Annotated in this window: 13 protein-coding genes; 8 read left to right on the forward strand and 5 right to left on the reverse strand. The window is 71.5% G+C overall.

The features are described from left to right. Positions 1-44 precede the first annotated feature (44 nt). Entirely contained in the window at positions 45-524 is a 480-nt protein-coding gene (locus BS83_RS06895; RefSeq protein WP_051942724.1) for an SRPBCC family protein, read from the forward strand. A gap of 9 nt (positions 525-533) precedes the next feature. On the opposite strand, the gene BS83_RS06900 is transcribed toward BS83_RS06895, so the two are convergent. Together BS83_RS06900 and BS83_RS06905 are read right to left on the reverse strand one after the other, a co-directional pair. After that, positions 534-1,346: a hypothetical protein gene (locus BS83_RS06900; RefSeq protein WP_037601958.1), complete on the reverse strand. Its 813-nt coding sequence runs from the start codon at positions 1,344-1,346 to the stop codon at positions 534-536. Between the two features lie 123 nt (positions 1,347-1,469). Then, positions 1,470-3,146 carry an APC family permease gene (locus BS83_RS06905; RefSeq protein ID WP_051942725.1) on the reverse strand — a complete coding sequence of 559 codons (1,677 nt, stop codon included), beginning with the start codon at positions 3,144-3,146 and terminating at the stop codon, positions 1,470-1,472. A gap of 217 nt (positions 3,147-3,363) precedes the next feature. Here BS83_RS06905 and BS83_RS06910 point away from each other — a divergent pair, with 217 nt between their 5' ends. From BS83_RS06910 to BS83_RS06920, 3 genes are all read left to right on the forward strand, one after another. Further along, positions 3,364-3,591, forward strand: a complete 228-nt coding sequence (locus BS83_RS06910; RefSeq protein ID WP_037601960.1) for a hypothetical protein — start codon at positions 3,364-3,366, stop codon at positions 3,589-3,591. 72 nt (positions 3,592-3,663) lie between these two features. Then, positions 3,664-4,809: an SPFH domain-containing protein gene (locus BS83_RS06915; RefSeq protein WP_037601962.1), complete on the forward strand. Its 1,146-nt coding sequence runs from the start codon at positions 3,664-3,666 to the stop codon at positions 4,807-4,809. Between the two features lie 149 nt (positions 4,810-4,958). Next, the gene (locus tag BS83_RS06920) at positions 4,959-6,023 is read left to right on the forward strand and encodes a TolB-like translocation protein (protein ID WP_037601964.1); all 1,065 of its coding nucleotides are present in this window, start codon (positions 4,959-4,961) and stop codon (positions 6,021-6,023) included. Here the strand turns inward: BS83_RS06920 and BS83_RS06925 are convergent. Next, entirely contained in the window at positions 6,014-6,565 is a 552-nt protein-coding gene (locus BS83_RS06925; protein ID WP_037601966.1) for a hypothetical protein, read from the reverse strand. The genes BS83_RS06920 and BS83_RS06925 overlap by 10 nt on opposite strands. A gap of 53 nt (positions 6,566-6,618) precedes the next feature. After that, positions 6,619-7,536: a trypsin-like serine peptidase gene (locus BS83_RS06930; RefSeq protein WP_051942726.1), complete on the reverse strand. Its 918-nt coding sequence runs from the start codon at positions 7,534-7,536 to the stop codon at positions 6,619-6,621. Between the two features lie 159 nt (positions 7,537-7,695). Between BS83_RS06930 and BS83_RS06935 the strand changes: the two genes are divergently transcribed. The 4 genes from BS83_RS06935 (at position 7,696) to BS83_RS06950 (ending at position 12,490) form a co-directional block, all read left to right on the forward strand. Next, a complete protein-coding gene (locus tag BS83_RS06935) occupies positions 7,696-8,499 on the forward strand; it encodes a sulfite exporter TauE/SafE family protein (RefSeq protein ID WP_051942727.1) in 804 nt (267 codons plus the stop codon). A gap of 187 nt (positions 8,500-8,686) precedes the next feature. Then, positions 8,687-10,270, forward strand: a complete 1,584-nt coding sequence (locus BS83_RS06940; protein WP_051942728.1) for a N,N-dimethylformamidase beta subunit family domain-containing protein — start codon at positions 8,687-8,689, stop codon at positions 10,268-10,270. A 46-nt stretch (positions 10,271-10,316) separates the two neighbouring features. Beyond that, positions 10,317-11,861: a glycosyltransferase gene (locus BS83_RS06945; RefSeq protein WP_051942729.1), complete on the forward strand. Its 1,545-nt coding sequence runs from the start codon at positions 10,317-10,319 to the stop codon at positions 11,859-11,861. Positions 11,862-11,893: 32 nt separating this feature from the next. Next, positions 11,894-12,490, forward strand: a complete 597-nt coding sequence (locus BS83_RS06950; protein WP_037601968.1) for an acyltransferase — start codon at positions 11,894-11,896, stop codon at positions 12,488-12,490. Positions 12,491-12,559: 69 nt separating this feature from the next. Here BS83_RS06950 and BS83_RS06955 read toward each other — a convergent pair whose 3' ends face one another. Further along, positions 12,560-13,843 (reverse strand): nucleotide sugar dehydrogenase, encoded by a 1,284-nt coding sequence (locus tag BS83_RS06955; RefSeq protein WP_037601970.1) that lies wholly within the window; start codon positions 13,841-13,843, stop codon positions 12,560-12,562. Positions 13,844-13,845: the final 2 nt, after the last annotated feature.

Raw genomic sequence — 13,845 nt, forward strand, 5'->3', positions numbered from 1 at the left:
CCTCCGGCGCGGTGCGATGCCGCCCACACCTTCAGGAGGGCGCCATGAGCACACGCCGCGATTCCGTCTCCGTCCGCACGGAGATCGCCGCCACCCCGGACGCGGTCTGGGCGGCCGTCGCCGACGTGACGAGGATGGGCGAGTGGAGCCCCGAGTGCACCGGCGCGGTCTGGCGCGGGGAGCCGGCCGGGCCGGTGGTGGGCGCGCGGTTCCAGGGGCGGAACCGCAAGGGCGCCGTCCGCTGGAGCACCATGTGCCGGATCGTCGAGGCCGAGCCGGGGCGGGCCTTCGCCTGGGACGTCGACTGGGGTGTGCCGATCGCCCGTTGGACGTTCCGGATCACCCCGGGCGCGGACGGCGGTGCGACGGTCGTGGAGCAGTCCTGGCAGGACCGCCGCGGCCGGGTGATCGCCTGGCTCACCGAGGCCGCGCTCCGCACCGGCCGTCGCGTCGACTGGAACGAGACCACGATGACGGCGACGCTCGCCGCCCTCAAGCGCTCGCTGGAGACCGCGGACGTCTAGGGCTTCCGGCTACTGCTCTTCGAACTGCAGCCAGGAGCGGTGCCAGAGCAGGGCGCACTGCCGGTCGCAGCTCAGTCCGGCCAGCGGTTCGCCCAGACAGCGCAGGCCGTCCAGCTGGTACCACTCGCCGACCGGGTACTGCCAGCGCGGCAGCGCCCGCGGGCGGACCTCGCGGAGCACCGGCAGCCGCAGCCCGACGTAGCGGGCCATCGCCGCGTGGAACGGGACGCCGAGCAGCGTGCCGTCCGAGCCGAGCGTCTGCTGGATCTCCTGCAGGCTGCGGACGGTGGCGTGCCTGGTCGGCGTGGGCAGCGGGGCCGGGGCCTCGGCCGGGCGCAGCCACGCGTCGCGGAAGAGCAGCGCGCAGCCGAGTCCGCAGCCCTCGTCCTCCGGCCCCGCCCCGGCGCAGGTGCCGCCGCGCAGGGTGACCGTGCGGCCGATCCTGCGCATCCGGTAGTGATCGTCCATCATGCGCCGCACCACGTGCTCGACCTGGTACGTCCCGCCGCAGAAGGACCACTGGCTGCCGGTGAACCAGAGCCCGCCCAGCCGGTCGTCGGCGTCGAGCGTGGCCCGGATCTCCTCGGCGCCGAGCACCGTCACCCACGTGCCGACCGCGAACGCGGAGGCCGTGCCCTGGGCCGGCAGGCCCGACAGCCGCAGCCTCGCGTGCTCGCGGATCCGGCGGGTCGGCCGCAGCACGCTGAACGGGGGGCGGGCGTGGATCGGCAGGCCTTCGTACTGGCAGCGGGCCGCCTGCATCGAAAGCCGGTTCGCAGGCGGCCGCTGGACGGCGGGCGCGGGGCTGGGGGACTGGGGCATCGGACGACTCCTCGACGGCTGGGTCGGTGGGTACCGGCTCGCGCTGCCGATGGTAGCCAGCCGACTACGGATTGGAGTCATCCCTCGCCCTTTCGGGCGACGCCTTGTGTCGGTCGGTTGACCTCAGAAGGTGGGCTTGCTCGGCGGCAGGTGCGGGTCCTCCGGCTCGGTGAACTGGTCGCCCGCGCCGATGTACTCCTGGGTCTCCGAGGCGGGCAGCCTGACCGCCTGCGCCCAGTAGTAGATGACCAGGCTGAACAGGGCCACCAGGCCGATGTCCCACCACAGTCCGATGTTGTTGGTGGCGCCGCAGGACACCGTGGACGCCGGACCGGAGCTGCAGAAGCCGCCCTGCCAGGAGATCAGGCCGAGCCCGACCAGGTAGACCGGCAGCCACTGGGCCGCCCGCCAGTCCAGGTGCGGCGCCTTCGGGTTGAGCTTGAACGCCGTCGAGGCGCCCAGCAGCAGGTAGCCGAGCACGATGCCGATGCCGAGCCGCCACAGCGTGTCGAAGCCGGACCAGTAGATGATCAGGTTGGCCACGATGAAGGCGACGGGCGACCAGAAGTTGCCGCCGGGCAGCCGGTAGGGGCGCTCGCGGTCCGGGTCGTTCTTGCGCAGCGCTCCGAAGGCCAGCGGCGCGCCCGCGTACATCAGCACGCTCGCCGAGGTGATGAAGCCGACCAGCTTCTGCCAGGTCGGGAACGGCAGGAAGACGATCAGGCCCATGGCGAAGGCGAAGAAGAGGCTGAACCACGGAACACCGCGTTTGGTCGTCTTCTCGAAGATCTCCGGCACGTAGCCGTTGCGGGACAGCCCGTAGGAGACCCTGGAGGTCGCGGTGACGTAGATCAGGCCGGTTCCGGCCGGGGAGACGACCGCATCGATGTAGAGGATCGTGGCCAGCCAGCCGAGCCCGACCGTGGTGGCCAGGCCGGCGAACGGGCCCGCCTTTCCGGTGAAGGTCAGGTTGGCCCAGCCCTGGGCGAAGGCGCTGTGCGGCAGTGCCGCGATGAAGACGACCTGCAGCGCGATGTAGATGAACGCGCCGATGAAGATCGAACCGATCACCGCGCGGGGGATGTCGCGTTTGGGATTCGCGCTCTCACCGGCCAGTTGGTCGGCCTGCTCGAATCCCAGCAGGGCGAAGATGATTCCGCTGGTGCTCACCGCGGAGAGCACGCCCTTCGCGCCGAACGGGGAGAAGCCCTGGTAGCCGAAATTGCTTCCGTGGAAGTTGGTGATCGCGAGAGCCGCGATGGTCAGGAGCGGCACCCCGATTTTCCACCAGGTGGCCGCGCTGTTGGTGTGCGCGAGCACCTTGATGCCGAACCAGTTCACCAGCACGAAGAAGGCCATGAAAGCCACGGCCAGCGCGTATCCGGCGCCGGTCAGGTGGTTCTTCCCGGTCTGGATCCAGTCCGCGTGGACGCTCAGGTAGTTCAGTGAGGCCATGACCTCGATGGGGGCGACGGTCACGGCCTGCAGCCAGGAGAACCAGCCGAAGGACGCGCCGGCCGCTGTGCCGAACGCGTAGTGAGGGAATCGGCCCGTGCCGCCCGCCACCGGATAGGCGGCGCCGAGTTCGGCGTGCACGAAGGCCAGAATGGTGATGGCGACGGCGCCGATACCCCAGGAGACGAGAGCCGCGGTTCCGGCGGCCTGTGCTGCGAAGAGGGCGCCGAAGAGCCAACCTGAGCCGATGATGGACCCCACCGAGGTCCAGGTCAGTCCGATCAGCCCGATTTCACGTTTCAGGGCGTGCTGGGGCGTTCCGGAGGGGGCTGTCGACGTGGCCATGAGGGATCACCTTCGTTCCGACCGGGTCGGAGTCGGCGATATCGGTGAGCCGAAGGGTTGTTCGGCCCCCTGGATATCGGAGCCTGGCGACGACTGGCTTGTTGCACACGTTGGACAAGTCCAGCATAGGAGCGGAACGGCTCCTCGGCCGTTTCAGCGGGCACGGATCGGCGCTAGGGTCTTGATCGCCAGCGAGAGCGGGAAGGGGCGGCCCAGAATGCCAGCGGACGAGGCCGTGATCGGCTGCACCGGTCGGCTGCTCATCGGCACCCGTGGAATCGAAGGCCCGGGGGAGGTACTGGTGCGGGTGCGCGGGGGCACGGAGGCCTTCATGGCCTGGTCCGCGGAGCCGCTGCCGGTCGGGGCGACGGTGCTGGTGATCGAATCCAGAGGGGCGCGACAGGTCGACGTGATCGAGTGGGTCGATCCCCTCGACGCTCCTTGACGCGTGCAGCAGACTCGGCGCACGCGTTCCCGCAGCAGTCATCAGGCAGTACCAACGGAGGAGACGAGAAGGATGTTCGGTTACCGCGTTCCGGCCCCCGACGAGGCGATGTTGATCTCCGGCGGCAGGCGTGGGCTCGGGGGTGCACCGTTCCGCGTCGTCACCGGCCACGGCAAGTTCGTGCTGCCGGTCTTCCGCAAGACCCGCTTCCTGACCCTGGCCATGTGCGAGTCCGAGGTCGCGGAGACCTGTGTGACCCGCCAGGGCATCGCGCTGACCGTGCGCGCCGTGATCGCCTTCAAGGTCGGCAACGACCACGAGAGCATCGTCAACGCGGGTCAGCGCTTCCTGTCCGACCAGGACCAGATGTCCATTCTGACCGGCCGGATCTTCGCCGGTCACCTGCGTTCGATCATCGGCTCGATGACGGTCGAGGAGATCGTCACCGAGCGGCAGAAGCTGGCCACCGAGGTGCTGGAGACCTCGAAGCCGGAGATGGCCAGGATCGGCCTGATCGTCGACTCGCTGCAGATCCAGTCCATCGACGACGGCCAGACCGGCTACATCGCGGCCATGGCCGCGCCGCACAAGGCCAACATCCAGCGGGCCGCACAGGTCGCCCAGGCCGCCGCGACGCAGGCGTCCGCCGAGGCGGAGCAGGCCGCGGCGCGGAACCAGGCCGAGTACGCGCGGCAGACCGCCGTCGTCAAGGCGCAGTACACCGCCGAGATCGACCGCGCGCAGGCCCAGGCCGCGCAGGCCGGTCCGCTGGCCGCCGCGCACGCGCAGCAGGAGGTGCTGGAGGCCCAGACCGAGCTGGCCCAGCGTGCGGCGGAGCTGCGGCAGCAGCAGTTGGTGGCGGAGATCGTGAAGCCCGCGGAGGCGGAGGCCGAGCGGATCAGGGTGCTGGCCCTGGCCGAGGCCGAGCGGATGAAGATCCAGGCCGAGGCGGCGGCCTCGCACGACAGGGTCGCGCTGGACCGGATGCTGATCGACCAGCTGCCGCAGATCGTCAAGGAGGCGGCCGGCGGCCTGAAGGGCGCCAACGTCAACGTGCTCAACGGCGCGGACGGGCTGGGCGAGATCGCGGCCGGACTGGTCGGCCAGGGTCTGACGATCCTCGACTCGGTGCGCCGCAACCTCGGTGCGCCGCAGGGGCAGGAGGACGACAAGCCGGTCCGCAAGGAGCTGAACGGCGGTCAGATCAACGTCGACTGACGTCAAGTGACGGTGACGGTGCGGCTGTTGCGCGGTTGTGACAACGGCCGCACCGTTCCGGGATGAGTGCGGGGCACTCTCTTCCCAGACACCCGATCGAACGGATCGGACGAAGGATCGAGACTGCCTGAATCCTGGGGGACCCCGCCATGCGCGCTCGCCGCAACGTCGCCGCCATCGCCCTCGTCGCCGCCGTGACCGGCTGCGGGCTGCTGACCGCCTGCGGCCCGGACAAGGGCCACGCGGTGGGCGCCTCGCCCGCCGCCTCGTCCTCGTTCTCGGGTAAGGGTGCGAGTGCGGGTGCGGGCGGTGCGAGCCCGCAGCCGAGCGCGAGCGCGAACGGCTCCGGCAGCGGCTCCGGCGGGACGACGGCCGCGCCGGTCGCGCTGAACGGGACCGGCGGCACCCTGCTCACCATCAGCAACGGCACCAGCCACGTCCTGATGAACGGCGCCTCCGTCGACTTCGGCGTGACCGTCCGCGATCTGAACTGGTCGCCCGACGGCCGCAAGGCGATCTTCATCGACGGGAACGGCAACCTGGACAGCGCCAACCCGGACGGCAGCGGCCGGATCACGGTCGCCCGCAACCCCGGCAACCAGACCTGGTCCCACCCGACCTGGCAGGCCCCCGCGGACCGCGCGGAGTTCCGCGAGGTCAACATAGCCAAGATCTTCTTCGTCGCGAACGGCGGCGGCGTCACCCAGCTCATGAGCGTCCCGGCGGAGCGGGCCGACGGCGCCCCGGCCCTGCTGTCGCTCGGCAACTACGCCGGGGCGAACGTGGCGCAGCTGCCGCAGACGGGCAACATCTGGATCAACGGCGGCGGCGGGAACGGCACCACCGTCTACGCCAACACCGGCACGGGCGAGGTCTACCTGCGCGACGACTACATCCGTCAGCAGGGTGCGGCGAACACCAACGGCTCGGAGCCGGCCCTGATCCCCGGCACCGGGGGCGAGCCGGGCGGCATCGTCTTCGTCCGCTCCGTCGCCGGGCACGACCACGTGTTCGTCGAGGAGTTCACCAACTCCGGCCGCCCCGTGCGGGATCTCACCCCGAACGCGACCACCGACTACACCGAGCCCGCGGTCTCCCCTGACGGCCGCACGGTCGCGCTGCGCACGCCGAACGGCGTCGCCGTCGTCCCGCTCAACGGCTCCGCCGCGCCGCGCCCGGTCTCCACGACCCCCGGCCTGCCCGCCTACCGCTGAGCGTCCAGCTCCGCCTGAAGCGTCGTCAGGTGCGTCGTCGCGGCGTCGTCGTGGGGGAGGAACTCGACGACCTCGACGAAGCGGAAGAGCACCTGCGTGTCGGTCACCGCGTACTCGTAGTCGGCGAAGCCGACCACCGCGCCGGTGGTGCCGCGCGCGGTGCCGCGGTCCAGCACCTTGCGGCGGGCCTGCGGGCGGGCGAGGTAGGGGCAGACCATCGACGCGTAGAGCATGCAGGCGCGGTGTCCGGGGCCCTCCCAGGTGGGGGCCATATTCCGGTAGGGCCGCGACTCGGCCAGCGCCGCGCCGATCGCCTCCGACTCGGCTGCCCCGACGACCCGCCACACCGGCCCGGCCGGCATCGCGTCGCCGCAGACCGAGCAGAGCCGGTTCGTGGCGCAGTCCGCGCTCTTCGCGTAGTCGGTGCGCGCGAACCGGTGCTCGCCGTCCTCGAACGGCGTGATCGCGGGCACCGGATAGCCGCGCGGATCCTGCGGACGGGCGGCTATCTGCGGGGGCTTCGGCACGGCATCGAATCGCACCCCAGCACTATGCAGCCACCCCCGCCCCGCTGACCAGCCCGGCCGAAGCCCGCTCAGCTCGCCAGGGCCTGGGCGTAGAGGTCGGCGGCGGTGGCGTCGAAGACGATGCTGTAGGAGGTGTCGGCGGTGTCGCCGCCCTGCTGGTAGCCGCCGATGACGCCGATGACGCTGCCGGAGTCGTTCGCCGCGTCGTAGTCGGCGACCCAGGCCGTGCCGCTGGTGCCGCCGGTGAACGCGGTGCAGTCGACGATCAGCTGGGTGCCGGAGTAGGCCGCGGCCGTGCCGGTGCAGGTGATCGGTTCGTCCGTCTGCGACGGGTAGCCGGTGAGCTGGACCGTCGCGGCGGTGGTGCCCGTCGTGGAGAGGGTGTAGCCGCCTCCGACCGAGGCCTCCAGACTGCGACCGGACTGCGGGGCGACGAGGGCGAAGGCCACGTCGTCGTCCTGGTCGCCGTCGTCGGTCCAGGAGGAGTCCTCGATGACCCGGGTGATCTGCCAGACCCCGTTCGGCGCGCTGCCGTCGCGGTAGCCGGGAACGAAGACCGCGCCGGTGCTGCCGCCGGAGGCGAGGCAGTGGGCGGCGGTGACGATCACGTCGCCCGCCGGACTGTCGACCACGCTGGCGGTGCAATGGTGGTTGCCCGACGTGATCGAGTTGGAGGAGAAGATCGCGCCGACCTTCGCCGTCTGCTGTGCCGCGGCGAGCACCTGGGACCGGCCCGTGGTGGTGACAGGGAGGGCGCCGGAGGCCGTCGTGGCGGTCGGCGTGGTTGCCGCCTTGGTCTTGCCCGCCGCGGCCTTGGCCGTCCCCGCTGCGGTCGCCGTGGGCGTGGGCGCCGCCGCGACGGTCGCCGGAGTCGGCGCGGACGCGGACGCGTTCGGGCCGCTGGTGAAGCTGAGGCTCACCGCGCCGAGCAGCAGGCCGCTGACCAGGAGAGCTCCGCCACGCCTTCCCGCTTCACCGCGTGTCATCCGGGCGTCCTCTCTGCTGCCCCCCGTTCCGAGTACTGAGACTTCCCCCCGGTGCTGAGACCTCTGTGGGAGCCGCATGGGAGCTTGATGAGAAGCTCGCCTCAGGACCGACCGGTACCGCCTGCGGGTGGACAGGATCGCGGAGCAAGGGGAATCGGGATGAGCGGAGTGCTGTACACGGCCGCCGCAGGGCTGGCCGGTGCGTCCGGCTGGACCCAGCTGGGGGTCGCACTGGCCGGCGTGGGGGCCGGGATGATCAACGCGGTGGTCGGGTCGGGAACCTTGATCACCTTTCCGGTGCTGCTGGCCGCGGGGCTGCCGCCGGTGACGGCGAACGTGTCGAACACGCTCGGGTTGGTGCCCGGCTCGGTCAGCGGGGCGATCGGCTACCGCCGCGAGCTCGCGGGCCTCGGCCCGCTGCTGCGCCGGCTCGGCGCGGCCGGTCTGGCCGGCGGACTGACCGGCGCGGTGCTGCTGCTGGCCCTGCCGGCGAAGGCCTTCGAGGCCGCTGTCCCGGTCTTGATCGCCGGCGCGCTGGTGCTGGTGCTGCTCCAGCCGCTGCTGGCCAAGCGGCTGGCCGCCCGCGCACAGCAGCGGCCGCGCCCCGCGAACGGCGGTTGGGCGCTGCTGGTCGGCGTCTACCTGTGCGGGATCTACGGCGGTTACTTCGGCGCCGCGCAGGGCGTGCTGCTGCTCGGGCTGATGGGGGTGCTGCTGGAACTTCCCCTGCAACGGATCAACGGCGTGAAGAACGTCCTGGCCCTGTTCGTCAACGGGATCGCCGCCGTGTTCTTCCTGGTCGACGGTCCGATCGACTGGCGCGCGGCGCTGTTGATCGCGGGCGGCTCCGTGGTCGGCGGCCAGCTGGGAGCGCTGGTCGGGCGGCGCCTGCCCGCCCAGGTGCTGCGCGGCGTGATCGTCGCGGTGGGCCTGGTGGCCATCGGCCGCGTGGTGCTTGGCTGACGAACGGTTCCCGCCTCCGCACAAATAGTCGTTGAGAACCTGGTAGTAGAGCCGTATGTCCCGGTGGGAGGGGCCTCTGTCCCCTCTGCGGGCTGGCTAAACTCACAGGATCGCCGAGAACAGGGGTTTGCGGCGGGCGCTCGCGGCACCGCTCCGAGCAACAGGACAGAGGGGGCGGCAGGCCGCGATGCGCGATTTCTCGCGACGGATGGTGCTGGAGGGGCTGGTGGGGGCCGCGGGAGCCGCGGTGCTGGCCGGCTGCTCCTCGGGCGTCACGCCGCGCACCGTGGTCAGCGCCCGGCCCGTCACCGGAAACCCGGTCAGCCGCGAGAACCAGTTGCCGGGAACGACCGCGTGGATGGTGAACCACGAGGGTCTGAAGCCGACCAACGACGCGGTCGGCCAGATCCAGGGCTTCGCCAGTGCGACCAGCGCCCGGGTCGGCGAGCGGCTCGCGTTCTTCGTCTCCACGGCGCTGCCCCAGGCCTACACGATCTCGATTCACCGCATGGGCTACTACGCGGGCGCCGGCGGGCGGCTGATGACCAGCAGCCCCAAGCTGCAGGGCTTCCCCCAGCGGGCGCTCCGGGTGGATCCCGGCAACGGCATGATCGAGTGCCCGTGGCAGCAGTCCTGGTCCCTGGAGATCCCGAAGACCTGGCTCTCCGGGTTGTATCTCGCCTGCTTCACGTCCGCCGACGGCCACCGCGCCGTCACCCCGTTCGTGGTGCGGGACGACCGGCAGGCCGAGTTCAAGGTCGTCCTGCCGTTCACCACCTACCAGGCCTACAACCTGTTCCCCAACTGCGGCGTCGGGCGCAGCCTGTACTACGGCTTCCTGTCGTCCGCGCAGTCGCCGCTGGTGCAGAAGGTGAGCCCGGACGGTCACGCCTATCCGGTCCGCACGGTGCCGGGGCAGAAGTACGTCATGCACTACCCGGAGCGGGCCAGGACGGTCTCGTTCCGGCGGCCGTACAGCGACCACGGTTTCCCGAAGGTCTTCGGCATCGACCTCTCCTTCGTCATGTGGGCCGAGTCCCAGGGCTACGACCTGAGCTACGCGACGAGCCTGGACCTGGACGCGGGGTCGGTGGATCCCAGCCGGCACCGGGCCTTGTTGTTCCCCGGCCACGACGAGTACTGGTCCTCGAGCATGCGCCGGGTGGCCGAGGCCGCCGTGCGCTCCGGCACGCATCTCGCCTACTTCGCCTCGAACAACGTGTACTGGAAGATACGCACGGGTACCGGCGACTCCGGCTTCTCGCAGATGACCTGCTACAAGGACGACCACGACCCGGTCCAGGACCCCACCGGCGCGACGACCATGTGGCGCAGGGTTCGTCCGGATCGTTCCGAGGCGGAGCAGGGCCTGCTCGGCACCCAGTACAACGGCATCCTCGACCGCGCGGTGCCGCTGGTCGTGACCGAGCCGGGGCACTGGTTCTGGTCCGGCACCGGGCTGGCCGCCGGGGACCGCGTCACCAACCTGGTGGTCGGCGAGGCCGACGGGCTGACCCCCGGCATGCCGAGGCCCGCAGGGGCCCGCGAGCAGACCCTGCTGTCCGCCTCGAAGTTCCTCTACGGCAAAGAGCCCGCCGTCCAGAACACCAGCGTCTACCAGTCGGCCGGCGGATCCTGGATCTTCACCGCCGGCACGTTCGGCTGGACCGCCGCCCTGACCGCGGCGCCGGTCCCCAACCCGTTCTGCACCCCCGTGGACGCCCGGATCCAGCACGCGACCCAGAACCTGATGTCAAGACTTCGTTCATGAGAAACGGGGCGTTCAGGTCCACGGAATGAGCCATTACCCTGAGCGCGTGTCCTTCAGACTGCCGCACTTCATGACGTCCGCCGGCAAGCGCCTCGCCGCGGGGCGGCAGCGGCCCACGTCACCCACCGCAGCCGCCCCCGCGCCCTCGAAGCCGGCCGAGACCGAAGGCGCGGCCCTGCGCCGGCGGGCCGACGAGCTCGCCGAAGCGGCCCGCGGGCAGTTGGAGCGAGGCGAGATCCCCGACCACCTGGCGGACGCCTACGCCGCGGAACTGGCCTGTGCGGACTCCGCGTACGAGGCCGGAAGGTCCGCCGAGGCCGCGGGCTCGCTGGCCAAGGCGCTGCTCCTGGCCTTCCACCGGGTCCCCCAGGTCGACAGCCTGACCACCCCGGTCAGCGACGACGCGTCGGGTTTCACCGCGCCGCTTCGCGCGAGCAGCACGGCCATGGCCGTCGTCGCTCCGCGCGGCCGCCGCACGCCGGCCGCGCGGAGGCCCGCCGACCGGCCGCTGCGGTTGCTCTTCGTCACCCATGGCAACGCGAACTTCCTGAAGCTCCTGGTCGAGCACTACCAGGACCATCCCGAGGTCGACGTCCGCACGCTCGACCTCGGCCAGGACGAGGAGATGGCTCCGCTGGCCAAGGGCCTGAAGCGGATGGCGCACGCGGCGCTGGGCGGGGAGGCGGAGTACCGCGAGGCGGTGGAGCGGGCCCTGCGGCCGCACCTGGACTGGGCGGACACCGTCTTCGTCGAGTGGTGCACCGGCGCGGCCGCGTTCCTCACGCTGGTCGACCCGGGCAGCACCCGGATCGTGGTCCGGCTGCACAGGTTCGAGACCTTCAGCTTCTGGCCGCATGTCATCGACTTCAGCCGCGTCGACGACCTGCTGTTCATCGCCGACCACATGATCGACCTCACCACCGACGTGGTGCCGCGCCTGCTGGAGGCCGGCGGCCCGCGGCTCCAGCGCACGGACAACGCGGTCGAGCTCGGCAGGTTCGTGCGGCCCAAGGGCGAGGGGGCCCGCTTCACCGTGGGTCTCGTGGGCATGGCCCAGGTCGCCAAGGACCCGCTCTGGGCCGTCCAGGTGCTGCGCGCGCTCCGCGAGCAGGACGAGCGCTACCGGCTGGTCCTGGTGGGCAACGGGATGAACCCGGACGTCAGCCCGGCCGCCCGTGCCTACCACGACAGACTGGAGGCCGAGCTCACCGAACTGGAGGCCACCGGCGCGGTGGAGCGCCTGGGGCAGAGCGACGACGTGCCCGGTCTGCTGACCGGCGTCGGCACCATCCTCAGCAGTTCCGTGCGTGAGGGCTGCCATGTCGGCCTGATGGAGGGAGCCGCCAGCGGGGCCGTCCCGGTCGTCAGGGACTGGCCGATGGTGGCGGGCCGCCCGCACAGCGCCCGCACCCTCTTCCCGCAGGAGTGGGTGGTGGACACCCCCGAGCGGGCCGCCGCCCGGATCCTGGCCCTGACCGGTGACGAGGAGACGTGGCGCAAGGCCGGTCAGGAGGCGTCCGCGCATGCGCTGGCCACCTGGGACTGGGAGGTCGTGCGGCCCGACTACGATCGGCTTCTGCTCGGCAGCTAGTCCGGCACCGCCGCACCTCGAAAGGCACTGCATTGGCTCTCAGGATTCAGCCCACCGCCCAGGTCGACGAGACCGCTGAGCTCGGCGACGGCACGTCCGTCTGGGAGCTCGCGCAGATCCGCGAGAAGGCCAGGCTCGGCACCGGGTGCGTCATCGGCCGAGGCGCCTACGTCGGCACCGGCGTGCAGATCGGCGACAACGTCAAGCTGCAGAACTACGCCCTGGTCTACGAGCCCGCTGAGCTCGGCGACGGTGTCTTCGTCGGTCCGGCCGTGGTGCTCACCAACGACCATTACCCGCGCTCGGTGGACCCGGACGGCAAGCTCAAGCGTGGCGGCGACTGGGAGGCCGTCGGCGTGAAGGTGCGGGAGGGCGCCTCGTTGGGCGCACGGTCCGTCTGCGTCGCGCCGGTGGTGGTCGGGCGCTGGGCGCTGGTCGCCGCCGGGGCCGTGGTCACCAAGGACGTCCCCGACTTCGCGCTGGTGGCCGGCGTGCCCGCGAAGCGGATCGGCTGGGTCGGCCGGGCCGGGGTCAAGCTGGTCGAGCGGGCGGACGAGCCCGGCGTCTGGCAGTGCCCGCAGACCGACGCCCTCTACGACGAGCGGGACGGCGTGCTCACCGAGCGCTGAGCACGCGGCGGACCGTGGATACGCCGACGGCCGGGGCGCCCCTCGCGGGGCCCCGGCCGTTCGCGCGCGTCAGCCGCCGATGACGACCCGGCGGACGCCCTCCCAGCGGGCGGGGTCGGTGGTGCGGCGACCGTCGACCAGCACCGAGACCTCCGGCAGGTCCGTGGCGGCCAGCTCGCGGTACTCGGCGTGGTCGGCCTGGAGGATCGCGGCCGTCACGGTCTCGCCCTGGTGCGGGGTCAGGCCGTGCGCCGAGATCTCCTCGGCGGTGTACATCGGGTCCGAGACGAAGGGCACCGCACCGCGGGCGCGCAGCGCCTCCACCGTGCCGAAGACGCCGGAGAACGCCATCTCCTTGACGCCGCCGCGGTAGGCGGCCCCCAGCACCAGCACGTTGACGCCGTCGAGGTCCCCGTAGGCGGCCGCGAGCAGGTCCACCGCGTACTGCGGCATCGCCGCGTTCGCCTCGCGGGCGGCCCGGACCACGGTGGCCGCCGGGTCGTTCCACAGGTACATCCGCGGGTAGATCGGGATGCAGTGTCCGCCGACGGCGATGCCGGGACGGTGGATGTGGCTGTACGGCTGCGAGTTGCAGGCGTCGATGACCTTCAGGATGTCGATGCCGGTCTGGTCCGCGAAGCGGGCGAACTGGTTCGCCAGACCGATGTTGACGTCCCGGTAGGTGGTCTCGGCCAGCTTCGCAAGCTCGGACGCCTCCGCCGAGCCCAGGTCCCAGACCCCGTTCGGGCGGTCGAGGTCGGTGCGCTCGTCGAAGTCCAGCACCTGCTCGTAGAAGTCCACGCCGTGACGGGCGGAGGCCTCGTCGATGCCGCCGACCAGCTTCGGGTAGCGGCGCAGGTCGGCGAAGACCCGACCGGTCAGCACCCGCTCCGGGCTGAAGACCAGGTGGAAGTCCTTACCGGCGGTCAGGCCCGAGCCCTGCTCCAGCATCGGCGCCCAGCGGTTGCGGGTGGTGCCGACAGGGAGCGTGGTCTCGTAGCTGACCAGCGTGCCGGGACGCAGCCCGGCGGCGATCGCCTTGGTGGCGTCGTCCATCCAGCCGAAGTCCGGCACGCCCTCGGCGTCGACGAACAGCGGCACCACGACCACGACGGCGTCCGACTCGGCCACCGCCGCCGCGGTGTCCGTGGTCGCGGTGAGCAGACCGGCGTCGACGGCGGCCTTGAGCTTCACGTCCAGCTCGGCCTCACCGGGGAAGGGCTCCACACCGTTGTTGACCAGGTCGACGACCGTGGCGTTGACGTCGGCGCCGATCACCCGGTGCCCCTTGTCGGCGAACTGCACTGCCAGCGGCAGGCCGATCTTGCCCAGGGCCACGACACAAATCTGCACGG

The organism is Streptacidiphilus rugosus AM-16 (assembly GCF_000744655.1).
In the GTDB taxonomy this organism is placed as follows: Bacteria; Actinomycetota; Actinomycetes; order Streptomycetales; family Streptomycetaceae; genus Streptacidiphilus; species Streptacidiphilus rugosus.

Coding starts and splice junctions, on each gene's coding strand:
- BS83_RS06895 (WP_051942724.1), top strand. CDS start 45: ATGAGCACACGCCGCGATTCCGTCTCCGTCCGCACGGAGATCGCCGCC.
- BS83_RS06900 (WP_037601958.1), bottom strand. CDS start 1,346: ATGCCCCAGTCCCCCAGCCCCGCGCCCGCCGTCCAGCGGCCGCCTGCG.
- BS83_RS06905 (WP_051942725.1), bottom strand. CDS start 3,146: ATGGCCACGTCGACAGCCCCCTCCGGAACGCCCCAGCACGCCCTGAAA.
- BS83_RS06910 (WP_037601960.1), top strand. CDS start 3,364: ATGCCAGCGGACGAGGCCGTGATCGGCTGCACCGGTCGGCTGCTCATC.
- BS83_RS06915 (WP_037601962.1), top strand. CDS start 3,664: ATGTTCGGTTACCGCGTTCCGGCCCCCGACGAGGCGATGTTGATCTCC.
- BS83_RS06920 (WP_037601964.1), top strand. CDS start 4,959: ATGCGCGCTCGCCGCAACGTCGCCGCCATCGCCCTCGTCGCCGCCGTG.
- BS83_RS06930 (WP_051942726.1), bottom strand. CDS start 7,536: ATGACACGCGGTGAAGCGGGAAGGCGTGGCGGAGCTCTCCTGGTCAGC.
- BS83_RS06935 (WP_051942727.1), top strand. CDS start 7,696: ATGAGCGGAGTGCTGTACACGGCCGCCGCAGGGCTGGCCGGTGCGTCC.
- BS83_RS06940 (WP_051942728.1), top strand. CDS start 8,687: ATGCGCGATTTCTCGCGACGGATGGTGCTGGAGGGGCTGGTGGGGGCC.